Below are 25,779 nucleotides of genomic sequence, written 5' to 3'. Positions count from 1 at the left end.
TCGGCAATGACAACAGAACGGGGACGAACCCGTTCGGACCCCATCAGGCTGTAGAGGTTACGCATGGATATTTTACGTATTGGTTTGGTTTCCGTTTCCGACCGCGCTTCCGGCGGCGTTTATCAGGATAAAGGCATTCCGGCGCTGGAGGAATGGCTGAGCGGCGCGCTGGCGACGCCGTTCAAGCTGGAAACCCGGCTGATCCCCGATGAGCAGACGCAAATTGAACAGACGCTGTGCGAGCTGGTGGACGAAATGGGTTGCCATCTGGTGCTGACCACCGGCGGCACCGGGCCGGCGCGACGCGACGTCACCCCCGACGCCACGCTGGCGATCGCCGATCGCGTGATGCCTGGCTTCGGCGAGCAAATGCGTCAGATCAGCCTACACTATGTGCCAACGGCAATTCTTTCTCGCCAGGTGGGGGCGATCCGCAAGCAGGCGCTGATCATCAACCTGCCCGGCCAGCCGAAGTCGATCAAGGAAACGCTGGAAGGGGTAAAAGATGAGCAGGGCAATGCGGTGGTGCACGGCATCTTCGCCAGCGTGCCTTATTGCATTCAACTGCTCGACGGGCCTTACGTCGAAACGCACGCCGCGGTGGTAGCAGCATTTCGGCCAAAGAGCGCGCGTCGCGAGATAAACCTCTAAATTTCAGCGTTCTGCGAGATCGGCTTCAGCCCGTCTGGTGTGAAAATAATTTGCCGCTATAGTAAGGATTCTTTTACAGAAAGCCTGCGGCTTTTATTTTTACAGCCTTTACCGACGGTGCCCTATGCCTCACGACAATAATCGCCGGCTGAACCGGCAAGACTACAAAACGCTGACGTTGGCCGCGTTGGGCGGCGCGCTGGAGTTTTACGACTTCATCATCTTCGTGTTCTTTGCCGCCGTGGTCGGCGATCTGTTCTTCCCGGCGGACATGCCGGAATGGCTGCGGCTGGTGCAAACCTTCGGCATCTTCGCCGCCGGCTATCTGGCCCGTCCGCTGGGCGGCATCGTGATGGCGCACTTTGGCGATCTGGTCGGCCGCAAAAAGATGTTTACCCTGAGCATTCTGCTGATGGCGTTGCCGACGCTGGCGATGGGCCTGCTGCCGACCTACGCCAGCATCGGCATCGCTGCGCCGCTGCTGCTGCTGTTGATGCGCGTGCTGCAGGGGGCGGCGATCGGCGGTGAGGTGCCGGGCGCCTGGGTCTTCGTCGCCGAACACGTGCCGCGCCGGCGCATCGGCTTCGCCTGCGGCACGCTGACCGCCGGGCTGACGGTAGGCATCCTGCTGGGCTCGGTGGTGGCGACGGTGATCAACACCACGCTCAGCCCGCAGAGCATTGCCGGCGGCGGCTGGCGCATTCCTTTCCTGTTGGGCGGCATGTTCGGCCTGGTGGCGATGTACCTGCGCCGTTGGCTGCAGGAAACGCCGATCTTCATCGAGATGCAGGCGCGTAAAGCGCTGGCCGAAGAGCTGCCGCTGAAGTCGGTGGTGCTCAACCACAAACGGGAGGTGGCGGTATCGATGCTGCTGACCTGGCTGCTCTCCGCCGGCATCGTGGTGGTGATCCTGATGACCCCGACCTATCTGCAAAAGCAGTTCGGCATCGCGCCGGCCTTGACGCTGCAGGCCAACAGCATCGCCACCATCATGCTGATCGCCGGCTGCATCGTCGCCGGTTTGTCGGCCGATCGCTTCGGCGCCAGCAAAACGCTGGTGGTCGGCAGCGTGCTGCTGGCCGGCTGCAGCTGGCTGTTCTATCAAACGGTGGGCGTGCGCCCGGAAATGCTGTTCGCCTGCTATGCCCTGGTGGGGTTCAGCGTAGGCGTGGTGGGGGCCGTGCCGTACGTGATGGTGCGGGCTTTCCCGGCGGAAGTGCGGTTTACCGGTATCTCGTTCTCATATAACGTCTCGTACGCTATTTTTGGCGGTCTAACCCCTATTTTTGTGACGCTGATCATGAAATTAACCCCGTTAGCACCCGCTTACTACGTATTGGCGCTGTCGCTCATCGGGCTGCTGCTCGGCGTCTACCTGCATCGCGACCTGAACAGCGAAGCCGGGGAGCGGCAAGCCGATTCCTACAGCTAAAAAAAAGCCCTGCAATGCAGGGCTTTTTCGTCAGGGAAGGGCGATTATGCGGTGACCGGTGAGGTCGCGACGCGGGCCGGGGCCGGTTCGCCAATCGGCAGCACGGTGCGGCCGTATTGCTCGTTGAGCACTTCGGCCATCGCCAGGTAAATGGCGCTGGCGCCGCAGATGATGCCTTCATAACCGGCGAAGGTCAGCAGCGCGTGGTTGCCGGTGATGTTGCCGACGGCCAGCAGGGCGAACAGCAGCGTCAGGCTGGCGAACACGAACTGCAGTACGCGGTTGGCGCCCAGGGTGCCGAAGAACATGAACAGGGTGAATACGCCCCACAGCGCCAGGTAGATGCCCAGCACGTGCGCCTCGGTGGCCTCAGCCAGGCCCAGACGCGGCAGCAGCAGCAGGCCGACCAAGCTCAGCCAGAAGCTGCCGTAGGCGGTGAAAGCGGTCATGCCGAAGGTGTTGCCCTTCTTGTATTCCAGCAGACCGGCCAGGATCTGGGCTAGGCCACCGAAGAAAATCCCCATGCTGATGATGGCGGAGTTCAGTGGGAAAAAGCCCGCGTTGTGCAGGTTCAGCAAGACGGTGGTCATCCCGAAGCCCATCAGGCCGAGAGGGCCGGGATTTGCCAACTTGTTGGTGTGCATAAGTCCTCTGCGATAACAGAAAATTAACGGAAACAGCGAAGTAAAATAATAAATGGTCTGAATGGCCAAAAAATCGAAGTTTTCCACCAGAGCGCGCGCATCATAATGATCCCCGCAGCCGGAAACAATGATCTGAATGACGATAAAAAAAAGAAATTTTTTTCGCCTTGCCCCTTGATGCCGGATTGGATGGCCCCATCTTATTTGCAACCGCAGCTGCTAACCGCGGGCCGCACTGAGATATCGGGCAGTTGAAAAGCAAAAAATCGCCCGCATATAGGTTAGCAACCTGACTGATTATGAATTTTTTAGTGGAGACGTTTAGATGGGCAAAATTATTGGTATCGACCTGGGTACTACCAACTCTTGCGTAGCAATTATGGATGGTGCCAAGGCACGCGTGCTGGAAAACGCCGAGGGCGACCGCACCACTCCTTCTATTATCGCATATACCCAGGACGGTGAAACTCTGGTTGGCCAGCCGGCTAAGCGTCAGGCAGTGACCAACCCTGAAAACACCCTGTTCGCCATCAAGCGCCTGATCGGTCGCCGCTTCCAGGATGAAGAAGCGCAGCGCGACAAAGCGATCATGCCGTACAAAATCGTCGAAGCCGACAACGGCGACGCCTGGCTGGAAGTGAAAGGCCAGAAAATGGCTCCGCCGCAGATCTCTGCGGAAGTGCTGAAAAAAATGAAGAAAACGGCGGAAGATTACCTGGGCGAACCGGTAACTGAAGCGGTTATCACCGTACCGGCTTACTTCAACGACGCCCAGCGTCAGGCGACCAAAGACGCCGGCCGCATCGCGGGTCTGGAAGTAAAACGCATCATCAACGAACCGACCGCTGCGGCCCTGGCCTACGGCCTGGACAAAGAAGTCGGCAACCGCACCATCGCGGTTTATGACCTGGGCGGCGGTACTTTCGATATCTCCATCATCGAAATCGACGACGTTGACGGCGAAAAAACCTTCGAAGTGCTGGCGACCAACGGTGACACCCACCTGGGTGGCGAAGACTTCGACAGCCGTCTGATCAACTACCTGGTGGAAGAGTTCAAGAAAGATCAGGGTATCGATCTGCGCAACGATCCGCTGGCGATGCAGCGCCTGAAAGAAGCCGCTGAGAAAGCGAAGATCGAACTGTCTTCCGCTCAGCAGACCGACGTTAACCTGCCGTACATCACTGCAGACGCGACCGGTCCAAAACACATGAACATCAAAGTGACTCGCGCCAAACTCGAGTCGCTGGTTGAAGATCTGGTTGCGCGCTCTATCGAGCCGCTGAAAGTGGCGCTGAAAGACGCAGGCCTGTCGGTTTCCGACATTCAGGACGTGATCCTGGTGGGCGGCCAGACCCGTATGCCAATGGTGCAGAAGAAAGTCGCAGACTTCTTCGGCAAAGAGCCGCGTAAAGACGTGAACCCGGACGAAGCGGTTGCCGTGGGCGCTGCGGTACAGGGCGGCGTGTTGGCCGGTGATGTGAAGGACGTTCTGCTGCTGGACGTGACCCCGCTGTCGCTGGGTATCGAAACCATGGGCAGCGTGATGACGCCGCTGATCACCAAAAACACCACGATCCCGACCAAGCACAGCCAGGTGTTCTCTACCGCTGAAGACAACCAGTCTGCGGTAACCATCCACGTGCTGCAGGGTGAGCGTAAGCGCGCCAGCGATAACAAATCTCTGGGCCAGTTCAACCTGGACGGCATCCAGGCGGCACCGCGCGGCATGGCGCAGATCGAAGTGACCTTCGATATCGATGCCGACGGCATCCTGCACGTGTCTGCCAAAGACAAGAACACCGGCCGTGAGCAGAAGATCACCATCAAGGCATCTTCTGGCCTGAACGAAGACGAAATCCAGAAAATGGTGCGCGACGCCGAGCTGAACGCTGAAGCCGACCGCAAGTTCGAAGAGCTGGTGCAGACGCGTAACCAGGCGGATCACCTGATCCACGGCACGCGCAAGCAGCTGGAAGAAGCGGGCGACAAACTGCCGGCGGAAGACAAAACGGCGATCGAAGCGGCGCTGAAAGATCTGGAAGCGGCGGTGAAAGGCGAAGACAAAGCCGAGATCGAAGCGAAGACTCAGGCTCTGGTGCAGGTTTCCGGCAAACTGCTGGAAATGGCTCAGGCGCAGCAGGCTCAGCAGGGTGCTGACGCCGGCGCGGACAACGCGGCGCAGAAAGACGACGACGTGGTTGACGCTGAGTTCGAAGAAGTTAAAGACAAAAAATAATCGCCCTTAAGCGGGCACGGGGCGGCCGAGGTGCCGTTCCCGGAAACCAGCACGGGCGTCGAGGCAACTCTGCGCCCGTGCACGCATGTTAAGGGTAAGCAAAAGAATGGCGAAGAAAGACTATTACGAGATTCTCGGCGTCAGCAAGACGGCGGATGAACGTGAGATCAAAAAGGCGTACAAACGCCTGGCGATGAAATACCATCCTGACCGCAACCAGGAACAAGACGCCGAAATCAAGTTTAAAGAAGTTAAAGAAGCTTACGAAGTCCTGACCGACGACCAGAAACGCGCGGCCTACGACCAGTATGGGCACGCGGCCTTTGAACAGGGCGGCATGGGCGGCGGCGGCTTTGGCGGCGGTGCCGACTTCAGCGATATCTTTGGCGACGTGTTTGGCGACATCTTCGGCGGAGGCCGCCGTCAGCGCGCCAGCCGCGGTTCCGATCTGCGCTATAACATGGAGCTGACCCTCGAGGAAGCGGTACGTGGCGTCACCAAAGAGATCCGCATCCCGACGCTGGAAGAGTGCGACGTCTGCCACGGCAGCGGCGCCAAGCCGGGCAGCTCGCCGGTGACCTGCCCAACCTGTCACGGCCAGGGCCAGGTGCAGATGCGCCAGGGCTTCTTCACCGTGCAGCAGGCGTGTCCGCACTGCCATGGCCGCGGTCAGATCATCAAAGATCCGTGCAACAAGTGCCACGGCCACGGCCGGGTAGAGAAATCCAAAACGCTGTCGGTGAAAATTCCGGCCGGCGTCGATACCGGCGACCGCATCCGCCTGGCGGGTGAAGGCGAAGCCGGCGAGCACGGCGCACCGGCGGGCGATCTGTACGTTCAGGTGCAGGTGAAGGCGCACCCGATCTTCGAGCGTGAAGGCAATAACCTGTACTGTGAAGTGCCGATCAACTTCGCCATGGCGGCGCTGGGCGGCGAGATTGAAGTGCCGACGCTGGACGGCCGGGTGAAACTGAAGGTGCCTTCGGAGACCCAAACCGGCAAGCTGTTCCGCATGCGCGGCAAGGGTGTGAAATCGGTGCGTGGCGGCAGCCAGGGCGACCTGCTGTGCCGCGTGGTGGTGGAAACTCCGGTCAATCTGAACGACAAGCAGAAGCAGCTGCTGCGTGAGCTGGAAGAGAGCCTGGGTGGCCCGTCCGGCGACAAGAACAGCCCGCGTTCGAAGAGCTTCTTCGACGGGGTGAAAAAGTTCTTTGACGATCTGACTCGTTAACCTGCTGTTTCTGTTGGTTTATGTTCTAACCCCGGGCGTTTGTCCCGGGGTTTTTATTTGCACGCCATGCCCCTAATCCCCTATAAATAATGTGACTTATTCGTGCTTTTGATCGGTTTTATCGAGCTATTTAGCATTTATAAACTTATTTTTTCGAACTAAAACGCCCTCTATACTCACTTCATGACTGTGGTTTGCAGGGCGCTGCGCCCTGCACAGATTTGGAGAGACGTACTGTGACCAATATCATTCGTCAATTTTTACGTCAGGAAGCTGCGGGCGGCATCATTCTGATCGCGGCGGCAACCGTCGCCCTGATCATGGCCAACACCCCGGCGCAGGGGATCTATCAGGCATTCCTTAACCTGCCGGTGATGGTGAAGATTGCTTCGCTGGAGATCGCCAAGCCGCTGCTGCTGTGGATCAACGACGGCCTGATGGCCATCTTCTTCCTGGTGGTGGGGCTGGAGGTCAAGCGCGAGTTGATGCAAGGCTCGCTGTCCGGGCGCGACAAGGCGGTGTTTCCGGCGATCGCCGCGCTGGGGGGCATGCTGGCGCCGGCGCTGATTTACCTGCTGTTCAACGGCGCGGATGAAGTCACCCGCCAGGGCTGGGCGATCCCGGCCGCGACCGATATCGCCTTCGCGCTGGGCGTAATGGCGCTGCTGGGCAACCGGGTGCCGACCAGCCTGAAAGTGTTCCTGCTGGCGTTGGCGATCATCGATGACCTGGGCGTGATTATCATCATCGCGCTGTTCTACACCCACGAAGTGTCGATGGTGGCGCTGGGCGTGGCGGCGGCGGCGACGGTGCTATTGGCGGTAATGAACTGGCGTGGCGTGGGTAAAACCTCGCTGTATATGATGGTCGGCCTGGTGTTGTGGGTAGCGATCCTCAAGTCCGGGGTGCATGCGACGCTGGCCGGGGTGATCGTCGGCTTTATGATCCCGCTGAACGTGAAGAAGGGGCCGTCGCCGTCGGAAACGCTGGAACATGAGCTGCACCCCTGGGTTGCGTTTATGATCCTGCCGCTGTTCGCTTTCGCCAACGCCGGGGTTTCTTTGCAGGGCGTATCGCTGGAAGGATTGACGTCGCTGCTGCCGGTTGGGATTGCGGCCGGCCTGTTTATCGGTAAGCCGCTGGGGATTTTCCTCTTCAGCCTGCTGGCGGTGAAAATGGGCATCGCCCGTTTGCCTGAAGGCATCGGCTTCAAACAGGTGTTTGCCGTTTCGGTGCTCTGCGGCATTGGTTTCACCATGTCGATTTTTATCGCCTCGCTGGCGTTCGGCGATGCGGATGCGGCGCTCAGCACCTATTCCCGCCTGGGGATCTTGTTGGGCTCCACCTCTGCGGCGGTGGTAGGGTATGGATTGCTGCGTCTGGCGTTGCCGCGCGTACGTTAATCCTGAATGTGCCCGGTAAGGGCACATAATAAAATGGCTGGTCGGAGCTGCACGGTATAAAATATGTGCAGCTTCGGCCGTTGTTCGTTGGGACTAATGGGGCTATACGTTGTCTGAAGCAGGGAAAGGAAGTTTGTCGCTCGTCACGGCACACCGTTTGCCGCTGCGAAACGTTGTTAAGGAGAGCCGCTCGTGAGGATGTCGCATATCAACTTTAATCACCTTTACTATTTCTGGCAGGTCTGCAAGGCCGGTTCCGTGGTCGGTGCCGCCGAAGCGTTGTTTCTGACGCCGCAGACCATCACCGGCCAGATCAAAGCGCTGGAAGAGCGGTTGGACGGCAAGCTGTTCAAACGTCAGGGGCGCGGGTTGGTGCCTTCGGAGCTGGGGCAACTGGTGTTTCGTTATGCCGACAAGATGTTTATGCTCAGCCAGGAAATGCTGGATATCGTCAACTACCGCAAAGAGTCGAATCTGCTGTTCGACGTCGGCGTGGCCGATGCGCTGTCGAAGCGCCTGGTCAGCCAGGTATTGGAAACGGCGGTGGTGGTGGACAACGAACAGATCCACCTGCGTTGCTTTGAATCGACGCACGAGATGCTGCTGGAGCAGCTCAGCCAGCACAAGCTGGATATGATCCTGTCGGATTGTCCGGTGGACTCCAGCCAGCAGGAAGGGCTGTTCTCGCTGAAGCTGGGCGAGTGCGGCATCAGCTTCTTCTGCCGCCAGCCGGCGCCGGAGCTGCCGTTCCCGGCTTGTCTGGAGCAGCGCAAACTGCTGATCCCCGGCCGCCGCTCGATGCTGGGGCGCAAGCTGCTCAACTGGTTCAATACGCAGGGCATTCAGGTGGAGATCCTGGGCGAGTTCGACGATGCGGCGCTGATGAAGGCCTTCGGCATGTATCACAATGCGATTTTCGTGGCGCCGACGCTGTATGCGCAGGATACCTACAACGATGACAACGTGGTGGAGATTGGGCGCATCGACAGCGTGCAGGAGGAGTATTACATCATCTTCGCCGAACGCATGATCCAGCATCCGGCGGTGCAGCGCGTGTGCAACAAAGATTTTTCTGCGCTGTTTTCCTGCTAGCGGTTCACTGAACGCAGGACGTAAAAAAACCGGCCTGAGCCGGTTTTTTTATCAAGCAGATAACGAAATGCTTATTGCATTGCGTTGATGCGTGCAGTCAGATTTGACTTATGACGCGCTGCTTTGTTTTTGTGGATCAGGCCTTTAGCTGCCTGACGGTCCACCAGTGGCTGCATTACCAGGAATGCATTTTGTGCTGCTTCTTTGTCGCCAGCTGCGATAGCTGCGTCTACCTTCTTGATGAAGGTACGCACCATTGAGCGACGGCTTGCGTTATGCTTGCGGCGTTTCTCAGACTGTACGGCGCGTTTCTTAGCTGATTTGATATTAGCCAAGGTCCAACTCCCAAATATATTCTATTGAGGACAATTCAAAGGCCGAGGAATATGCCCTTTTAGCCTTCGTTTGTCAATGGATTTGTGCAAATAAGCGCCGTTTGTACAGGCGGCACTCGCTACGTTGTGATGGCGCAGGATTTTACCAGCTTCGCTCTTGGGAATACAGTGTTTCGCGAGAAAATTCGCCAATGTTTTGCCGCGGCGGGCGCAAGCCGTTGGCTGCGGTCGAGAATCGGCCCGGCGGCGCCGGATAAACTGCGGCGAAGCCGTTTCACGTGCAGATTATCTCCGGTATGGTGTGTCTATTACATAAAGGCACCAATCGCGGGTTAACCTTACCGGCTGTACAAGGTATAATCCGCCGATTTCCACTGTTTTGAGCCAGCTATGGAGCTAATTCGCGGCATTCACAATATCCGGGCGCGCCACCATGGTTGCGTGCTCACCATCGGCAACTTTGACGGCGTGCATCGCGGTCATCAGGCGTTGCTGGAGCAGTTGAAGCAACAAGGGCAACGCCTCGGGCTGCCGGTGATGGTCATGATCTTTGAGCCGCAGCCGCTGGAGATGTTCGCCGCAGACAAGGCGCCGGCCCGCTTGACGCGCCTGCGCGACAAGGCCAACTACCTGGCGCAGGCGGGCGTCGATTACCTGCTGTGCGTCAAGTTCGATCCGCGTTTTGCCGCCAACACCGCGCAGGCGTTCGTCGCCGAGCTGCTGGTGGAAAAGCTGGGCGTCAAATTCCTGATGGTGGGGGATGATTTTCGCTTTGGCGCCGGGCGCCAGGGCGATTTTCCGCTATTGCAGCAGGCCGGAAAAGAGTACGGCTTCGAGGTGGTCAGCACCCCGACCTTCCGCGAAGGCGATCGGCGCATCAGCAGCACCGCGATCCGCACCGCGCTGAGCGAGGACGATCTGCCGCTGGCGGAGACCCTGCTGGGCCACCCGTACAGCATCTCCGGGCGCGTGGTGCATGGCGACGAGCTGGGCCGCACCATCGGCTTCCCGACCGCCAACCTGCCGCTCAAGCGCCTGGTGGCGCCGGTGAAAGGGGTGTATGCGGTGGAAGTGTACGGCCTGGGGCCGCAGCCGCTGCCGGGCGTGGCCAATATCGGTACGCGCCCGACCGTCGCCGGCGTGCGCCAGCAGCTGGAAGTGCATCTGCTGGATGTCACAATGGATCTTTACGGGCGCCATATTGAGGTGGTGCTCCGCGCAAAATTGCGCAATGAACAGCGGTTTGCTTCGCTCGATGCCCTGAAGCAGCAAATCGCCAATGATGTGGTGACGGCCCGGAAGTTCTTCGGGCTACAGACACCGGTTTAATCTCTATAGCCGAAAACGGAACCGAGAATCTAATGAGTGACTACAAGAATACCCTGAACTTGCCGGAAACAGGGTTCCCGATGCGCGGCGATCTCGCCAAGCGCGAACCTGGCATGCTGCAACGTTGGTATGAACAGGATCTGTACGGGATTATTCGTACTGCCAAAAAGGGCAAAAAAACCTTCATTTTGCATGACGGCCCTCCGTATGCGAACGGCAGCATTCACATTGGTCACTCGGTTAACAAGATTCTCAAAGACATTATCATCAAGTCGAAAGGGATGGCCGGCTTCGACTCGCCTTATGTGCCGGGTTGGGACTGCCACGGCCTGCCGATCGAACTGAAGGTTGAACAGCTGTACGGCAAACCGGGCGAGAAGCTGACGGCGGCCGAGTTCCGCCAGAAGTGCCGCGAGTACGCGGCCGAGCAGGTTGAAGGCCAGAAAAAGGACTTCATCCGCCTGGGCGTGCTGGGCGACTGGGATCGTCCGTACCTGACCATGGACTTCAAAACCGAAGCCAACATCATCCGCGCGCTGGGCAAGATCATCAGCAACGGCCACCTGCTGAAAGGCGCCAAGCCGGTTCACTGGTGCACCGACTGCGGATCGTCGCTGGCGGAAGCGGAAGTGGAGTATTACGACAAGACTTCGCCGTCGATCGACGTGACTTTCCATGCGGCCGACGCGGCTGCCGTGGCGGCCAAGTTCGGCGTGAGCAACTTCAGCGGCGCCATCTCCCTGGTTATCTGGACCACCACCCCGTGGACCCTGCCGGCCAACCGCGCGATCTCGCTGCACCCGGACTTCACCTATCAGCTGGTGCAGGTTGACGGCCAGTGCCTGATCCTGGCGGCCGAGCTGGTGGAAAGCGTGATGAAACGCGCCGGCATCACCGAATGGACGGTGCTGGGCAGCTGCAAAGGCGCCGATCTGGAGCAGCTGCGCTTCAAACACCCGTTTATGGGCTTCGACGTGCCGGCCATTATGGGCGAGCACGTGACGCTGGACGCCGGTACCGGTGCGGTGCATACCGCAGGTGGCCACGGTCCGGATGACTTCGTCATCAGCCAAAAATACGGTCTGGAGATCGCCAACCCGGTAGGGCCGAACGGCTGCTACCTGACCGGTACCCATCCGCTGCTGGACGGCAAGTTCGTCTTCAAGGCCAACGATCTGATCGTCGACCTGCTGCGTGAGAAAGGCGCGCTGCTGCACGTCGAGAAGTTCCTGCACAGCTACCCGTGCTGCTGGCGCCACAAGACGCCGATCATCTTCCGCGCCACGCCGCAATGGTTCATCAGCATGGATCAGAAAGGCCTGCGTCAGCAGTCGCTGGAAGAGATCAAAGGCGTGCAGTGGATCCCGGATTGGGGCCAGGCGCGCATCGAAATGATGGTGGCCAACCGCCCGGACTGGTGCATCTCGCGTCAGCGCACCTGGGGCGTGCCGATGTCGCTGTTCGTGCATAAAGAAACCGAGCAGCTGCACCCGCGCAGCGTTGAGCTGATGGAAGAAGTGGCCAAGCGCGTCGAGCAAGACGGCATTCAGGCCTGGTGGGATCTGGACGCCGCCGACATCCTCGGCGCGGACGCCGCCGACTACGTGAAAGTGCCGGATACGCTGGACGTGTGGTTCGACTCCGGTTCCACCCACGCTTCGGTGGTCGACGTGCGTCCTGAGTTCCACGGCCACAGCGCCGACATGTATCTGGAAGGCTCCGACCAACACCGCGGCTGGTTCATGTCATCGCTGATGATCTCCACCGCGATGAAAGGCAAGGCGCCTTATAAAGAAGTGCTGACCCACGGCTTCACCGTTGACGGCCAGGGCCGCAAGATGTCCAAGTCGATCGGCAACACCGTCAGCCCGCAGGACGTGATGAACAAGCTGGGCGGCGACATTCTGCGTCTGTGGGTGGCGTCGACCGATTACACCGGCGAGATTGCGGTGTCCGACGAGATCCTCAAGCGTTCCGCCGACTCTTATCGCCGCATCCGCAACACCGCGCGCTTCCTGCTGGCCAACCTGAACGGGTTCGAGCCGAGCACCGATTGCGTGGCGCCGGAAGACATGGTGGTGCTGGATCGCTGGGCGGTCGGCCGTGCGCTGGCGGCGCAGCAGGATATCGAGCAGGCTTACGCCAACTACGATTTCCATGAAGTGGTGCAGCGTCTGATGCAGTTCTGCTCGGTCGAGATGGGCTCCTTCTACCTGGATATCATCAAGGATCGTCAGTACACCGCGAAGAGCGACAGCGTCGCCCGCCGCAGCTGCCAGACCGCGCTGTATCACATCGTGGAAGCGCTGGTGCGCTGGATGGCGCCGATCATGTCGTTCACTGCGGACGAGATCTGGGGCTTCATGCCGGGCAAGCGCGCGCAGTACGTGTTCACCGAAGAGTGGTACGACGGCCTGTTCGGGCTGGCGGAAGGCGAGCCGATGAACGACGCTTTCTGGGCCGAGCTGCTGAAAGTGCGCGGCGAAGTGAACAAGGTGCTGGAGCAGGCGCGTGCCGACAAACGCCTCGGCGGTTCGCTGGAAGCGGCGGTAACGCTGTATGCCGACAGCGAGCTGGCGGCGCGCCTGAACAGCCTGCAGGATGAGCTGCGCTTCGTGCTGCTGACCTCTGCGGCAAGCGTTGCGCCATTGGCGGATGCGCCGGCCGACGCGCAGGCTTCCGAGCTGCTGAAAGGGCTGAAGATCGCCTTCAGCACGGCGCCGGGTGAGAAGTGCCCGCGCTGCTGGCATTACACCACCGATATCGGCCTGGTGGCGGAGCACGCAGACATCTGCGGCCGCTGTGTAAGCAACGTCGCCGGTGACGGCGAGAAGCGTAACTTTGCCTGAGAACTCGCGCCTGATGAGTAAATCAATTTGTTCGACCGGCCTGCGTTGGCTGTGGGTTGTGGTGGCGGTGCTGGCGCTGGATTTCGGCAGCAAGCAGTGGATCCTCGCTAACTTTACGCTGGGGCAGTCCCAGCCGTTGATCCCGTCGTTCAACCTGTTTTACGCGCGCAACTACGGCGCTGCGTTTAGCTTCCTGGCCGACCATGGCGGCTGGCAGCGCTGGTTCTTCGCCGGCATCGCCATCGCCATCGTTGCGGTGCTGCTGGTGATGATGTACCGCAGTGCGGCGCAGCAGAAGCTGAACAACATCGCCTACGCCTTTATCATCGGCGGGGCGCTGGGCAATCTGTTCGACCGCCTGTGGCACGGTTTCGTGGTCGATTTCATCGACTTCTACGTCGGCGACTGGCACTACCCGACCTTCAACCTGGCGGACAGCTTTATCTGCGTGGGCGCGGCGATGATCGTGCTGGAAGGTTTCCTGTCGCCGGCGAACAAAAGCGCAAAGAGTAAAGGTGAGTAATATGACGGCTCAGGTTATCAGTGACAGCGCGGTGCTGGTTCACTTTACGCTGAAACTGGAAGACGGTTCGACCGCCGAATCCACCCGCAGCAGCGGCAAGCCGGCGCTGTTCCGCCTGGGTGACGGCAGCCTGTCGGCGCCGCTGGAGGCGCAGCTGCTCGGCCTGCGCGCGGGCGACAAATGCGCCTTTACCCTGCAGCCGGAAGCGGCGTTCGGCGCGGAGAACCCGGATCTGGTTCAGTTCTTCTCGCGCCGCGACTTCGCGGAAACCGGCGTGCCGGACGTGGGCACCATCATGCTGTTTACCGCCATCGACGGCAGTGAAATGCCGGGCGTGGTGCGCGCGGTGGCGGAAGATTCGATCACCGTCGATTTCAACCATCCGCTGGCGGGCCATCCGGTGACCTTCGATATCGAAGTGCTGGAGATCGATCCGCAGCAGGAGGAGATGCATGCAAATATTGCTGGCTAACCCGCGCGGCTTCTGCGCCGGGGTTGATCGTGCGATCAGCATCGTGGAACGCGCGCTGGAGCTGTATGGCGCGCCGATCTACGTGCGGCATGAAGTGGTGCACAACCGCTACGTGGTCGACAGCCTGCGTGAGCGCGGCGCGGTGTTTATCGAAGAGATAGCCGAAGTGCCGGACGGCTCTATCCTGATCTTCTCGGCGCACGGCGTTTCTCAGGCGGTGCGCGCCGAAGCCAAGGCGCGCGATCTGACCATGCTGTTCGACGCCACTTGCCCGCTGGTGACCAAGGTGCATATGGAAGTAGCGCGCGCCAGCCGCCGCGGCACCGAAGCGATCCTGATCGGCCACGCCGGGCACCCGGAGGTGGAAGGTACCATGGGCCAGTACAGCAACCCGCAGGGTGGCATGTACCTGGTCGAATCGCCGGAAGACGTGTGGAAGCTGCAGGTGAAAGACGAAAACAACTTGTGCTTTATGACGCAGACCACGCTGTCGGTGGATGATACCTCGGACGTGATCGACGCCTTGCGTCAGCGTTTCCCGAAAATTATCGGGCCACGTAAGGATGATATCTGCTACGCCACTACCAACCGTCAGGAAGCGGTGCGCAACCTGGCCGGCGATGCGGACGTGGTGCTGGTGGTGGGGTCGAAGAACTCCTCCAACTCCAACCGTCTGGCGGAACTGGCGCAGCGCGTCGGCAAACCGGCTTATCTGATCGACTCGGCGGCGGATATTCAGGAAAGCTGGCTGAGCGAAGCGCGCAATATCGGCGTTACCGCCGGCGCCTCGGCACCGGACGTGCTGGTGCAGGAGGTGATCTCTCGCCTGAAAGCGCTGGGTGGCCTGGACGTGCATGAAATCAGCGGGCGTGAAGAGAACATCGTGTTTGAAGTGCCTAAAGAGCTGCGCGTGGACGTTCGTCAGATCGATTGACATGCGCCGGCGGGTGACAACGGGGAGCTTAGGCTTCCCGTTTTTTTTGGAAAGCGCGCCGCGTAAAAAATAATATTCCATGCATATTCAAATTTTCTGCTAACTAAAGCCAAATTTATTCTGAGTATTTGAAATAACGTCGGTGTGATTAATTATATAGGCTGGCGAAAAGTTATTAATAAAGATATCATTAGGCTGCAATCTAAATAGGACCCGGTGTTGGTAAGGTGATTACAATAATTACAATAATAGATATTGCAGATGTTTCTTATTTTATTCCTGACGGATATGTTCTACGGCGCTTAATCCCTTCTCCTGCAAATAGAGTTTCATATGCTCCAGCAATCGTCTGACTTTTAATGGCTGGCTCTCCCTGCGCGGCATAATGGCATAGCAATTAATTTCCGGTAACCGCCAATCGGGCAATATTTCAATCAGCTCGCCGCTGCGCAATTCACGTTCAACGTTGGCGAAGAAATTGCGAATGATACCCTTGCCGGTCAGCGCCAACTCCTTCATCGCCATACCGCTGTTGGTGAACAAGCGCCCGGTCATGCGCATGCGGTGTTCACCGCCGTTACGATGGATCAGACGGACAAACTGCGGGTTGCCGAGCGGCGTAAAGGTGACCCATTGGTGGTGCGTCAGCGCCTGTGGCGAATCCGGCACGCCGTGATGCGCCAGGTAAGCCGGCGAGGCGCACAGCACTTCGCGGCAGCACGCCAGCCGCGTGGAAACGTAGCTGGAGTCGGCCAGCACGCCGCCGCGTATCGCCAGATCGATGCGCTGCGTGATGAGATCTATCTTCTCATCGTGGATTTCCAGCCGCAGCGTGAGACGGGGATGTTCGTCGAGAAAACTTTGCAGCGCAGGCACCAGGTAGTGAGTGGCGAATTCGGTGGAGGTGGCGACGCGCAGCTCACCGACCAGTTCGCCGCGCAGCGCGGCGATCCGTTGTTGGCCACGTTCGGCGGCGTGGATCATCAGCAGGCAATCTTCATAAAAGCACAATCCGGCTTCGGTCAGACTCAATGAACGCGTCGATCGCAGCAGTAATTGAATGCCCAGATGTTCCTCCAACTGGCGAATATGCTGGCTGACGGCGGAAGTCGTCATGCCCAATTCTTTTGCCGCCATGCTGAATGCGCCGCAATCGACCACTTTTGAGAAAATGGCCATGCGTTTTAAAATATTGCTCATAGTTTGTTAAGCACAACTTAACCAAGATTGTGAATTATACGGGCTAATAATATAGCACTATCTCTTCTATATTGCCTGAAGCATATAAACGCCGGGCTGATTATTATTTCGCAGGGTTTTTTCTCTTTTTGATAAATCTTATTGCGCTTATCAATAATTCACCCGCGCCACATCGCAACAGGAGCTCATTGTGGACAGCGCTCAGAAAGAAGAAATATCGTTAAAAATTCTACGTGAATTATTGCAATACCGCCGCCGCTTCCCCGGTGACGATACCTCGATTGCCGAAGAAGAACGGCGGGTCACTCAGGTGCAATTGCCGCGCATTCGGGCATTCATTGAAAACGAGCAACGTATCGAATTCGTGCTGCCGGCCTTTCCCACCAAGTCGCCCAACACCAACAAGGTGATCGGCGCGGTGCCGGACATGGCGGAGCGGCTGTCGCTGATCTTCCTCAACTCGCTGTGCCAGCGCATTCAACTCTATTACCCGCCGGGGGCGCATATCGTTATCTGCTCCGACGGCCACGTGTTCGGCGATCTGATCCGCGTCAGCGATGAAGCGATCAACCACTATCAGCGTGAGATTGAAAGCCTGCTGCATGAAGTGGGCGCGACGCACCTGAGCGTGTTCAACCTCGGCGACGTCAAAGGCCTGGCGGAACATACCGATGATTACGATCTGCTGCGCCGGTTGTTGGTGGAGGGCTATGCCGAATCGGAAGAGGCGATCAAGCAACAGCTGATGCAGGACGAACAGGGCCTCTTGCTGTACCGCGCCATCACGCGCTTCCTGTATGAAGACAGCCAGCTGCCGGGCTACAGCGGTTCCAACGCCGCGCTGCAGAAAGACGCCAAACAACGCGCCTGCGGCGTGATCCAGCGCAGCTGGGCCTGGGGCAACCTGCTGGCGCAGCATTTCCCGGCGGCGATCCGCCTGTCGATTCACCCGCAGCCGGCCGACAGCCTGAAAATGGGCATCCACATGATGCCGACCAAAGACGACTGGCTGACGCCGTGGCACGGCGTGGCGGCCAACGTGAACGGCCAGTTCGTGCTGATGAAGCGTAAAGACGCGCAGAGCCTGGACGGCGAACTGGTGGAGATCCGCGGCACGCCGAGCCATTACCTGATCGAACAACCGCAGATGGCCTGAGGCCGTGGCGGGCTTTTGCGCCCGAAATCCTGGCGGGCGCGTTTTTGACGGCACGTTGCCGTGTGAGCAGCACATTCGATGCAAGGAGAATCACCGATGAACAACCAACCGCTTAATTGCCATATTCAACCGAATACCCCGTTTGGCGCGATCCTGACGCCGCAGCATCCGGGGCAAAAGATCGGCGAGCTGCCGGTGGCGGCGCTGCGGGCGCTGGCGCAGGAACACCACTTGCTGGTGCTGCGCGGATTCGACTCGGGTTTCAGCGAGGCGGAAGTTCTGACTCGCTACGCTGAGCAGTGGGGCGAGATCATGATGTGGCCGTTCGGCGCGGTGCTGGACGTGAAGGAGCATCCGGACGCCAAGGATCATATCTTCGACAGCAGCTACGTCCCGCTGCACTGGGATGGCATGTATAAGCCGACCATCCCCGAGTTCCAGCTGTTCCACTGCGTGGCGGCGCCGTCGCCGGACGAAGGCGGATGCACCACCTTCGTCGACACTACGCGGCTGTTGGCCAATGCGGACGAAGCGCTGCTGGATCAGTGGCTGTCGGTCTCGATCACCTACCGCATCAAGCAGGTGGTGCATTACGGCGGCGAAGTCTGTTCGCCGCTGGTGGTGCAGCACCCGAACGGCAGGGGCTTAATCATGCGCTACAATGAACCGCCGACGGAAGGAAAAAAATTCCTCAATCAACATGCGCTGGAATACCACGGCGTGCCGGAACAGCAGCAGGAACAGTTCCACCACACTCTGCAGCAGCATCTGTACGATCCGCGTCACTATTATGCCCACCAATGGCAACAGGGCGACGTGGTGGTGGCGGACAACTTCTCGCTGCTGCACGGCCGTGAGGGCTTTACCGCCCGTTCCGCGCGTCATTTGCAGCGCGTGCATATTCAGAGCAACCCGGTGTGCACCAATCTGGCGCTGAAGCCGGCCAACGCAGAAGCGTAAAGGAGCATTATGGCAAGGATACTGATGGCGGCGGTCGCCACTCCGGGGCACGTCTACCCGATGTTAGCCATCGCTCGCCACCTGATTGCCCAAGGGCATCAGGTGCGGGTGATGACCGGCGCGCTGTTTCGCGAACGCGCCGAGGCGGCGGGCGCGAGCTTCGTGCCGTTCGACGCGCAGGTGGATTTCGATTACCGCCACCTGGAAGAGCACTTCCCCGAGCGCGCCGCGCTGCCGCCGGGCAATGCGCAGATGGCGCTGGCGCTGAAGGATTTCTTCGCCGCACCGATCCCGTTGCTGGATCGGCAGCTGCGTGCGGCCATCGCCGCCGAAAAGACCGATCTGCTGATGGTGGAGAACTGCTTCTACGGCGTGCTGCCGCTGCTGCAGTCCGCCGAGCGGCCGCCGGTCTTCGGTATCGGCGTTACGCCGCTGTCGTATTCTTCGCGCGATGCTATTTTTTATGGCCCGCGTATCCCGCCGGCGCTGCTGCCGCAGGCGTTGACCCGTGAGCAGTTGGTGGATGAGGAAACGCGCGTGCTGATCGATGACGTGCAGCAGAGCTTCGATGCGGCGCTGCTGCAGGCGGGCGGGCGGGCGCTGGATCGCCCGTTCACCGACGCGCTGATCGGCGGCTGCGAGCGTTTCCTGCAGCTGGCTACCACGGCGCTGGAATATGAGCGTGACGATCTGCCGAGCGGCGTGCGATTCGTCGGCCCGCTGCGCAGCGGCGGCCAGCCGGCGGCGGAAGAGACGCTGTGGGAGGCGGACGATCGCCGGCCGCTGGTGATCGTGTCTCAGGGCACGCTGGCCAATGTCGATCTGCATCAGCTGATCGTGCCGACGCTGCAAGCGCTGGCGCATTTGCCGGTGCGAGTGCTGGCCACCACCGGCGGACGGGCGACGGAAGGGCTGATGGACGCGCTGCCGGGCAATGCCAGAGTGCGGGAGTTTATCTCCTTCGAACGCTGGCTGCCGGAGACGGCGCTGCTGATCACCAACGGCGGTTACGGCTCGATCAACTATGCGCTGGACAGCGGCGTGCCGCTGATCGTCGCCGGCACCGGCGAGGACAAGCTGGAGGCGGCCGCGCGCGTGGTGGCCGCCGGCTGCGGCATCAGCCTGCACACCAGCACGCCGAGCGCCGAACAGATCCTGGCGGCGGCGACGCGCATTCTACAGCAGCCGATCTATCGGCAACGTGCGGCGCTGGTGCGTGAGGACTATGCCCGCCACGACGCGCTGACGGCGATCGCCAACGAAGTGGCCGCTATCACCGCCTGACCTCGCCGTTCTCCCTTCCCCAGGCGCCGTTTTCGGCGCCTTTATCCCGCATTTTTTTGCCATGGAAACTGCATGATTATGTACAATCGTCGCAGGCCGCCAAATCGGTTGAATGTTAATCTCACGACAGCGCCGCTGATGAAAGCGGGGGAATATCATAATTTTCTAATTATGAAATGAATCCTCTGGCGACGCTGAAGCGGGGCGGTTACCCTGAATCGATAGCCTAATGGGATAGGCGTCAAATCAAGAAGAGAGCAAGCATGAGTGATACACAAATCCGCATTGCGATTGCGGGCGCCGGCGGCCGGATGGGCCGTCAGTTGATCCAGGCGGTGCAGCAGGCGGAAGGCGTGGTATTGGGGGCGGCGCTGTCGCGCCCGGGTTCAAGCCTGATCGGCGTCGACGCCGGTGAGCTGGCGGGCATTGGCGCGCTGGGTGTCAAGGTGAGCGACAGTCTGGAGAAGGTGGCGAACGAGTTCGATATTTTGATCGACTTCACCCGCCCGGAAAGCACCCGGGGCTACCTGGATTTTTGCGTGGCGCACCACAAGGCGATGGTGATTGGCACTACCGGCTTCGATGACGCCGGCAAGCAGGCGATCCGCGATGCGGCGCAGCATATCGGCATCGTGTTCGCCGCCAACTTCAGCGTCGGCGTCAACCTGGTGCTGAAACTGCTGGAGAAGGCCGCGCAGGTGATGGGCGACTATACCGATATCGAAATCGTTGAGGCGCACCACCGCCACAAAGTGGACGCGCCGTCGGGCACTGCGTTGGCCATGGGCGAAGCGATCGCCGGCGCGCTGGGGCGCGATCTGAAAAGCTGCGCGGTCTATGCGCGCGAAGGCCATACCGGCGAGCGCGATCCGAAAAGCATCGGCTTTGCCACCATTCGCGCCGGCGACATCGTCGGCGAGCACACCGCGATGTTCGCCGACATCGGTGAACGGGTGGAAATCACCCATAAAGCCTCTAGCCGTATGACTTTTGCCAGCGGCGCGGTGCGCGCGGCTTCCTGGTTACATAACCGTGATAAAGGTCTGTTTGATATGCGCGACGTGTTGAATTTGGACCAATTATAATTGATTTGCATACCATCGTGATGTGGTTGTATTGATCATAATGCTATGATAATCGGACAATAAATTTATTGTCCTTTTTTTTAACATGAAAAATGAAATGTTGGTGTGTTTTTGTTGTCGTGATTGTTATTTATCGATGATTATCTCGCTAATCACCCCGTTTTCATCCACCAGATCCCATTTCAGCGTCTTTTTAAGCCCATTCTGGCGCCATTTTCCGTCATTCAGCTTCGCAACCGTTTTCCAGCCTCGGTTTTCTGTGTTTTTATCGGCGCTCAAGCCGCATGAGCGCCGAGAACTGCAAAAATAAAACAAAAAACGGCAGTTTGGGTAGACAAGCCGGGCACTCATCATTAAAATGCGCCCAATTTGCCAAAAATTGGCCTCGCGGACGGTTTTTGCATTGATTTAGATCGCGATATCTGAATTAATATGCAAATATTGTGATTGATTATTCCTCGGAGGATGTTTTGATAAAGTCAGCGCTATTGGTTCTGGAAGACGGAACCCAATTCCACGGTCGGGCCATCGGGGCAGAGGGAACGGCAGTGGGGGAAGTGGTCTTCAATACGTCGATGACCGGTTATCAAGAAATCCTCACTGATCCTTCCTATTCCCGCCAGATCGTTACTCTTACTTATCCTCATATCGGCAATGTCGGCACCAATGCTTCCGACGAAGAATCCTCCGCAGTACACGCCCAAGGCCTCGTCATTCGTGACCTCCCGCTGATCGCCAGCAACTACCGCAACGAAGAAAGCCTGTCCGACTACCTCAAGCGTCACAACATCGTGGCGATCGCCGATATCGATACCCGTAAATTAACCCGCCTGCTGCGCGAGAAGGGCGCCCAGAACGGCTGCATCATCGCCGCCGACTCGCCGGACGCCGCGCTGGCCCTGGCCAAGGCGCAAGGTTTCCCGGGGTTGAAGGGCATGGATCTGGCGAAAGAGGTCACCACCCAAGAGGCTTACAGCTGGCAGCAAGGCAGCTGGACGCTTGAAGGCGACCTGCCCGAAGCCAAAACCGCCGCGGAGCTGCCGTTCCACGTGGTGGCTTACGACTACGGCGCTAAGCGCAACATCCTGCGCATGCTGGTGGATCGCGGCTGCCGCCTGACCGTGGTGCCGGCGCAGACCCCGGCCGACGAGGTGCTGAAAATGAATCCGGACGGCATCTTCCTGTCCAACGGCCCGGGCGACCCGGAGCCGTGCGACTACGCCATCGCCGCCATCAAACAGTTCCTGGAAACCGACATTCCGGTGTTCGGCATCTGCCTGGGCCACCAGCTGCTGGCGCTGGCCAGCGGGGCGAAAACCATGAAGATGAAGCTCGGCCACCACGGCGGCAACCACCCGGTGAAGGATCTGGACAACAACACCGTGATGATCACCGCGCAGAACCACGGCTTCGCCGTCGATGAAAACAACCTGCCGGCGAACCTGCGCGTCACGCACAAATCGCTGTTCGACCACACGGTGCAGGGCATTCACCGCACCGACAAGGCGGCGTTCAGCTTCCAGGGTCACCCGGAAGCCAGCCCAGGCCCGCACGATGCCGCGCCGCTGTTCGATCACTTTATCGAACTGATTGAGACTTACCGTTCTAACGCCAAATAATCAGGAGCAGTAAAAAAAATGCCAAAACGTACAGACATAAAAAGCATCCTGATCCTCGGCGCTGGCCCGATCGTTATCGGCCAGGCGTGTGAGTTCGACTACTCGGGTGCCCAGGCGTGTAAAGCGCTGCGCGAAGAGGGTTACCGCGTCATTCTGGTCAACTCCAACCCGGCGACCATCATGACCGACCCGGAAATGGCCGACGCGACCTACATCGAGCCGATCCACTGGGAAGTGGTGCGCAAGATCATCGAAAAAGAGCGCCCGGATGCGGTGCTGCCGACCATGGGCGGCCAGACGGCGCTGAACTGCGCGCTGGAGCTGGAGCGTCAGGGCGTGCTGGCCGAGTTCGGCGTGACCATGATCGGCGCCACCGCCGATGCGATCGACAAGGCCGAAGACCGTCGCCGTTTCGACGTGGCGATGAAGAAAATCGGTCTGGACACCGCGCGTTCCGGCATTGCGCACACCATGGAAGAAGCGCTGGCGGTCGCCGCTGACGTCGGCTTCCCGTGCATCATCCGCCCTTCCTTTACCATGGGCGGCACCGGCGGCGGCATCGCCTACAACCGCGAAGAGTTCGAAGAGATCTGCGAACGCGGTCTGGATCTGTCGCCGACCAACGAGCTGCTGATCGATGAATCGCTGATCGGTTGGAAAGAGTACGAGATGGAGGTGGTGCGCGATAAGAACGACAACTGCATCATCGTCTGTTCCATCGAAAACTTCGACGCCATGGGCATCCACACCGGCGACTCGATCACCGTCGCGCCGGCCCAGACCCTGACCGACAAGGAATACCAAATCATGCGCAACGCCTCGATGGCGGTGCTGCGTGAGATCGGCGTGGAAACCGGCGGCTCCAACGTGCAGTTCTCGGTCAACCCGAAAACCGGCCGCCTGATCGTTATCGAAATGAACCCGCGCGTGTCGCGCTCTTCGGCGCTGGCGTCGAAAGCCACCGGCTTCCCCATCGCCAAGATCGCCGCCAAGCTGGCGGTGGGCTACACCCTCGATGAGCTGATGAACGACATCACCGGCGGCCGCACCCCGGCATCGTTCGAACCGTCCATCGACTACGTCGTGACCAAGATCCCGCGCTTCAACTTCGAGAAGTTTGCCGGCGCCAACGACCGCCTGACCACCCAGATGAAATCGGTCGGCGAAGTGATGGCCATCGGCCGCACCCAGCAGGAGTCGCTGCAAAAAGCGCTGCGCGGCCTGGAAGTGGGCGCCACCGGCTTCGACCCGAAAGTGAGCCTGGACGATCCGGAAGCGCTGACTAAAATCCGCCGCGAGCTGAAAGACGCCGGTTCCGACCGCATCTGGTACATCGCCGACGCCTTCCGCGCCGGGCTGTCGGTTGACGGCGTCTTCAACCTGACCAACGTCGACCGCTGGTTCCTGGTGCAGATTGAAGAGCTGGTGCGCCTGGAAGAGCAGGTGGCCGAAGCGGGCATCAACGGCCTGAACAAAGCGTTCCTGCGCACCCTGAAGCGCAAGGGCTTCGCCGATGCGCGTCTGGCCAAGCTGGCCGGCGTCGCCGAGAGCGAAATTCGCAAGCTGCGCCACAGCCACGGCCTGCATCCGGTGTACAAGCGCGTGGATACCTGCGCGGCGGAATTCGCCACCGACACCGCCTACATGTACTCCACCTATGAAGAAGAGTGCGAGTCCAACCCGACCAACGACCGGCCGAAAGTGATGGTGCTGGGCGGCGGGCCGAACCGTATCGGCCAGGGCATCGAGTTCGACTACTGCTGCGTGCACGCCTCGCTGGCGCTGCGCGAAGACGGCTACGAGACCATTATGGTCAACTGCAACCCGGAAACCGTCTCCACCGACTACGACACCTCCGACCGTCTGTACTTCGAGCCGGTAACGCTGGAAGACGTGCTGGAAATCGTGCGCATTGAGAAGCCGAAGGGCGTGATCGTGCAGTACGGCGGCCAGACCCCGCTGAAGCTGGCGCGTGAGCTGGAAGCCGCGGGCGTGCCGATCATCGGCACCAGCCCGGACGCCATCGACCGCGCCGAAGACCGCGAGCGCTTCCAGCAGGCGGTTAACCGTCTGGGCCTGAAGCAGCCGGCCAACGCCACCGTCACCGCCATCGAGCAGGCGGTGGAGAAGGCGGCGGGCATCGGCTATCCGCTGGTGGTGCGCCCTTCCTACGTGCTGGGCGGCCGGGCGATGGAAATCGTCTATGACGAAACCGACCTGCGCCGTTACTTCCAGACTGCGGTCAGCGTGTCCAACGATGCGCCGGTGCTGCTGGACCGCTTCCTGGACGACGCGGTGGAAGTGGACGTCGACGCCATCTGCGACGGCGAGCGCGTGCTGATTGGCGGCATCATGGAGCACATCGAGCAGGCGGGCGTGCACTCCGGCGACTCCGCATGTTCGCTGCCGGCGTACACTCTGAGCCAGGAAATTCAGGACGTGATGCGTCGCCAGGTGGAAAAACTGGCGTTCGAGCTGCAGGTACGCGGCCTGATGAACGTGCAGTTCGCGGTGAAAGACAACGAAGTCTACCTGATTGAAGTCAACCCGCGCGCCGCGCGCACCGTGCCGTTCGTCTCCAAAGCGACCGGCGTGCCGTTGGCCAAGGTGGCCGCGCGCGTGATGGCGGGCAAAACGCTGGTCGAGCAGGGCGTGACCGAAGAAATTATCCCGCCGTACTACTCGGTGAAAGAAGTGGTGCTGCCGTTCAACAAATTCCCGGGCGTCGACCCGATTCTGGGGCCGGAAATGCGCTCTACCGGGGAAGTGATGGGCGTGGGCCGCACCTTTGCGGAAGCCTTCTCCAAAGCGATGCTGGGCAGCAACTCGGGCATGAAGAAACAGGGCCGCGCGCTGCTGTCGGTGCGTGAAGGCGACAAGGCTCGCGTGGTCGATTTGGCCGCCAGCCTGCTGAAGCAAGGCTTTGAGCTGGACGCCACCCACGGCACCGCGGTGGTGCTGGGCGAAGCGGGCATCAACCCGCGCCTGGTCAACAAGGTGCACGAAGGGCGTCCACACATTCAGGATCGTATCAAGAACGGTGAGTACACCTACATCGTCAACACCACGGCCGGCCGTCAGGCGATTGAGGACTCCAAGCTGATTCGCCGCAGCGCCCTGCAGTACAAGGTGCACTACGACACCACGTTGAACGGCGGCTTCGCCACCGCGATGGCGCTGAAAGCGGATCCGACCGAGCAGGTGACGTCGGTGCAGGAAATGCACGCGCGCATCGGCAAGTAACCGCGCGATAACGCTACGCCAGGGGCGCTGCAGTTCAATGCAGCGCCCTTTTTTTATTCAGCGAATTTGTCGGCAGGCGTTAAAAATTTCCGCTATCA

At 59.7% G+C, this 25,779-nt stretch carries 21 protein-coding genes; 17 read left to right on the top strand and 4 right to left on the bottom strand.

Going from position 1 to position 25,779, the window contains the following annotated elements:
• Window positions 1–63 precede the first annotated feature (63 nt).
• Both mog and ACJ8MK_RS12215 read left to right on the top strand, forming a co-directional pair.
• The gene (mog, locus tag ACJ8MK_RS12220; RefSeq protein WP_004932980.1) at window positions 64–651 is read left to right on the top strand and encodes a molybdopterin adenylyltransferase; all 588 of its coding nucleotides are present in this window, start codon (window positions 64–66) and stop codon (window positions 649–651) included.
• A 124-nt stretch (window positions 652–775) separates the two neighbouring features.
• Window positions 776–2,083 carry an MFS transporter gene (locus tag ACJ8MK_RS12215; protein WP_033637050.1) on the top strand — a complete coding sequence of 436 codons (1,308 nt, stop codon included), beginning with the start codon at window positions 776–778 and terminating at the stop codon, window positions 2,081–2,083.
• Window positions 2,084–2,127: 44 nt separating this feature from the next.
• Here the strand turns inward: ACJ8MK_RS12215 and satP are convergent, their stop codons facing one another.
• Complete coding sequence (gene satP / locus ACJ8MK_RS12210; RefSeq protein WP_033649275.1) at window positions 2,128–2,727, bottom strand: acetate uptake transporter; 600 nt, start codon at window positions 2,725–2,727, stop codon at window positions 2,128–2,130.
• 325 nt (window positions 2,728–3,052) lie between these two features.
• Here satP and dnaK point away from each other — a divergent pair, with 325 nt between their 5' ends.
• The 4 genes from dnaK to nhaR all read left to right on the top strand — a co-directional run bounded on the left by dnaK (window position 3,053) and on the right by nhaR (window position 8,692).
• The gene (gene dnaK, locus ACJ8MK_RS12205; protein WP_004932972.1) at window positions 3,053–4,966 is read left to right on the top strand and encodes a molecular chaperone DnaK; all 1,914 of its coding nucleotides are present in this window, start codon (window positions 3,053–3,055) and stop codon (window positions 4,964–4,966) included.
• 106 nt (window positions 4,967–5,072) lie between these two features.
• The gene (dnaJ, locus tag ACJ8MK_RS12200; protein WP_033637051.1) at window positions 5,073–6,197 is read left to right on the top strand and encodes a molecular chaperone DnaJ; all 1,125 of its coding nucleotides are present in this window, start codon (window positions 5,073–5,075) and stop codon (window positions 6,195–6,197) included.
• A 236-nt stretch (window positions 6,198–6,433) separates the two neighbouring features.
• Window positions 6,434–7,600 (top strand): Na+/H+ antiporter NhaA, encoded by a 1,167-nt coding sequence (nhaA, locus tag ACJ8MK_RS12195; RefSeq protein ID WP_442517769.1) that lies wholly within the window; start codon window positions 6,434–6,436, stop codon window positions 7,598–7,600.
• Between the two features lie 192 nt (window positions 7,601–7,792).
• Complete coding sequence (nhaR, locus tag ACJ8MK_RS12190) at window positions 7,793–8,692, top strand: transcriptional activator NhaR (RefSeq protein WP_004932962.1); 900 nt, start codon at window positions 7,793–7,795, stop codon at window positions 8,690–8,692.
• A gap of 71 nt (window positions 8,693–8,763) precedes the next feature.
• Here the strand turns inward: nhaR and rpsT are convergent, their stop codons facing one another.
• The gene (gene rpsT, locus ACJ8MK_RS12185; protein WP_004932960.1) at window positions 8,764–9,027 is read right to left on the bottom strand and encodes a 30S ribosomal protein S20; all 264 of its coding nucleotides are present in this window, start codon (window positions 9,025–9,027) and stop codon (window positions 8,764–8,766) included.
• A gap of 390 nt (window positions 9,028–9,417) precedes the next feature.
• Here rpsT and ribF point away from each other — a divergent pair, with 390 nt between their 5' ends.
• From ribF to ispH, 5 genes are read left to right on the top strand one after another with little or no spacing between them, the layout of a single operon-like run.
• On the top strand, window positions 9,418–10,356 hold the full coding sequence (gene ribF / locus ACJ8MK_RS12180; RefSeq protein ID WP_033649147.1) for a bifunctional riboflavin kinase/FAD synthetase: 939 nt from the start codon (window positions 9,418–9,420) through the stop codon (window positions 10,354–10,356).
• A gap of 32 nt (window positions 10,357–10,388) precedes the next feature.
• Window positions 10,389–13,205: an isoleucine--tRNA ligase gene (gene ileS, locus ACJ8MK_RS12175; protein ID WP_442517768.1), complete on the top strand. Its 2,817-nt coding sequence runs from the start codon at window positions 10,389–10,391 to the stop codon at window positions 13,203–13,205.
• A gap of 13 nt (window positions 13,206–13,218) precedes the next feature.
• Window positions 13,219–13,728: a signal peptidase II gene (lspA, locus tag ACJ8MK_RS12170; RefSeq protein WP_041033196.1), complete on the top strand. Its 510-nt coding sequence runs from the start codon at window positions 13,219–13,221 to the stop codon at window positions 13,726–13,728.
• A gap of 1 nt (window position 13,729) precedes the next feature.
• On the top strand, window positions 13,730–14,200 hold the full coding sequence (gene fkpB, locus ACJ8MK_RS12165) for an FKBP-type peptidyl-prolyl cis-trans isomerase (RefSeq protein ID WP_033637057.1): 471 nt from the start codon (window positions 13,730–13,732) through the stop codon (window positions 14,198–14,200).
• Window positions 14,181–15,134, top strand: a complete 954-nt coding sequence (gene ispH, locus ACJ8MK_RS12160) for a 4-hydroxy-3-methylbut-2-enyl diphosphate reductase (protein ID WP_033637058.1) — start codon at window positions 14,181–14,183, stop codon at window positions 15,132–15,134. Before fkpB ends, ispH begins: the two co-directional genes overlap by 20 nt.
• Before the next feature lie 273 nt (window positions 15,135–15,407).
• Here ispH and ACJ8MK_RS12155 read toward each other — a convergent pair whose 3' ends face one another.
• Window positions 15,408–16,313 carry a LysR family transcriptional regulator gene (locus ACJ8MK_RS12155; RefSeq protein WP_230199958.1) on the bottom strand — a complete coding sequence of 302 codons (906 nt, stop codon included), beginning with the start codon at window positions 16,311–16,313 and terminating at the stop codon, window positions 15,408–15,410.
• A 211-nt stretch (window positions 16,314–16,524) separates the two neighbouring features.
• On the opposite strand from ACJ8MK_RS12155, the gene pvcA reads away from it, so the two are divergent.
• The 4 genes from pvcA to dapB all read left to right on the top strand — a co-directional run bounded on the left by pvcA (window position 16,525) and on the right by dapB (window position 20,819).
• On the top strand, window positions 16,525–17,490 hold the full coding sequence (gene pvcA, locus ACJ8MK_RS12150; protein WP_033637062.1) for an L-tyrosine isonitrile synthase: 966 nt from the start codon (window positions 16,525–16,527) through the stop codon (window positions 17,488–17,490).
• A 96-nt stretch (window positions 17,491–17,586) separates the two neighbouring features.
• On the top strand, window positions 17,587–18,450 hold the full coding sequence (locus ACJ8MK_RS12145) for a TauD/TfdA dioxygenase family protein (RefSeq protein ID WP_442517767.1): 864 nt from the start codon (window positions 17,587–17,589) through the stop codon (window positions 18,448–18,450).
• A gap of 24 nt (window positions 18,451–18,474) precedes the next feature.
• The gene (locus tag ACJ8MK_RS12140) at window positions 18,475–19,734 is read left to right on the top strand and encodes a glycosyltransferase (protein ID WP_060419492.1); all 1,260 of its coding nucleotides are present in this window, start codon (window positions 18,475–18,477) and stop codon (window positions 19,732–19,734) included.
• A 263-nt stretch (window positions 19,735–19,997) separates the two neighbouring features.
• Window positions 19,998–20,819, top strand: a complete 822-nt coding sequence (gene dapB / locus ACJ8MK_RS12135; RefSeq protein ID WP_033649157.1) for a 4-hydroxy-tetrahydrodipicolinate reductase — start codon at window positions 19,998–20,000, stop codon at window positions 20,817–20,819.
• 126 nt (window positions 20,820–20,945) lie between these two features.
• Here the strand turns inward: dapB and ACJ8MK_RS12130 are convergent, their stop codons facing one another.
• Entirely contained in the window at window positions 20,946–21,173 is a 228-nt protein-coding gene (locus tag ACJ8MK_RS12130) for a hypothetical protein (protein ID WP_342176428.1), read from the bottom strand.
• Window positions 21,174–21,289: 116 nt separating this feature from the next.
• On the opposite strand from ACJ8MK_RS12130, the gene carA reads away from it, so the two are divergent.
• Together carA and carB are read left to right on the top strand one after the other, a co-directional pair.
• Window positions 21,290–22,438 (top strand): glutamine-hydrolyzing carbamoyl-phosphate synthase small subunit, encoded by a 1,149-nt coding sequence (gene carA / locus ACJ8MK_RS12125; protein ID WP_048232622.1) that lies wholly within the window; start codon window positions 21,290–21,292, stop codon window positions 22,436–22,438.
• Between the two features lie 18 nt (window positions 22,439–22,456).
• Window positions 22,457–25,681, top strand: a complete 3,225-nt coding sequence (gene carB, locus ACJ8MK_RS12120) for a carbamoyl-phosphate synthase large subunit (RefSeq protein ID WP_038873387.1) — start codon at window positions 22,457–22,459, stop codon at window positions 25,679–25,681.
• Window positions 25,682–25,779 lie beyond the last annotated feature (98 nt).

Source organism: Serratia sp. CY38905 (assembly GCF_052168875.1).
In the GTDB taxonomy this organism is placed as follows: domain Bacteria; phylum Pseudomonadota; class Gammaproteobacteria; order Enterobacterales; family Enterobacteriaceae; genus Serratia; species Serratia sarumanii.
Note: the sequence above shows the minus strand (reverse complement) of the source record. Positions and strands in the feature narration are given on the sequence as shown.

Excerpts from the sequence above, each read along its gene's own strand:
- ACJ8MK_RS12155 (WP_230199958.1), bottom strand. The coding sequence starts at position 16,313 with ATGGCCATTTTCTCAAAAGTGGTCGATTGCGGCGCATTCAGCATGGCG.
- dapB (WP_033649157.1), top strand. The coding sequence starts at position 19,998 with ATGAGTGATACACAAATCCGCATTGCGATTGCGGGCGCCGGCGGCCGG.
- ACJ8MK_RS12145 (WP_442517767.1), top strand. The coding sequence starts at position 17,587 with ATGAACAACCAACCGCTTAATTGCCATATTCAACCGAATACCCCGTTT.
- mog (WP_004932980.1), top strand. The coding sequence starts at position 64 with ATGGATATTTTACGTATTGGTTTGGTTTCCGTTTCCGACCGCGCTTCC.
- ACJ8MK_RS12140 (WP_060419492.1), top strand. The coding sequence starts at position 18,475 with ATGGCGGCGGTCGCCACTCCGGGGCACGTCTACCCGATGTTAGCCATC.
- lspA (WP_041033196.1), top strand. The coding sequence starts at position 13,219 with ATGAGTAAATCAATTTGTTCGACCGGCCTGCGTTGGCTGTGGGTTGTG.
- ileS (WP_442517768.1), top strand. The coding sequence starts at position 10,389 with ATGAGTGACTACAAGAATACCCTGAACTTGCCGGAAACAGGGTTCCCG.
- fkpB (WP_033637057.1), top strand. The coding sequence starts at position 13,730 with ATGACGGCTCAGGTTATCAGTGACAGCGCGGTGCTGGTTCACTTTACG.
- ispH (WP_033637058.1), top strand. The coding sequence starts at position 14,181 with ATGCAAATATTGCTGGCTAACCCGCGCGGCTTCTGCGCCGGGGTTGAT.
- dnaJ (WP_033637051.1), top strand. The coding sequence starts at position 5,073 with ATGGCGAAGAAAGACTATTACGAGATTCTCGGCGTCAGCAAGACGGCG.
- ACJ8MK_RS12130 (WP_342176428.1), bottom strand. The coding sequence starts at position 21,173 with ATGATGAGTGCCCGGCTTGTCTACCCAAACTGCCGTTTTTTGTTTTAT.
- ACJ8MK_RS12215 (WP_033637050.1), top strand. The coding sequence starts at position 776 with ATGCCTCACGACAATAATCGCCGGCTGAACCGGCAAGACTACAAAACG.
- dnaK (WP_004932972.1), top strand. The coding sequence starts at position 3,053 with ATGGGCAAAATTATTGGTATCGACCTGGGTACTACCAACTCTTGCGTA.
- satP (WP_033649275.1), bottom strand. The coding sequence starts at position 2,727 with ATGCACACCAACAAGTTGGCAAATCCCGGCCCTCTCGGCCTGATGGGC.
- ribF (WP_033649147.1), top strand. The coding sequence starts at position 9,418 with ATGGAGCTAATTCGCGGCATTCACAATATCCGGGCGCGCCACCATGGT.
- carB (WP_038873387.1), top strand. The coding sequence starts at position 22,457 with ATGCCAAAACGTACAGACATAAAAAGCATCCTGATCCTCGGCGCTGGC.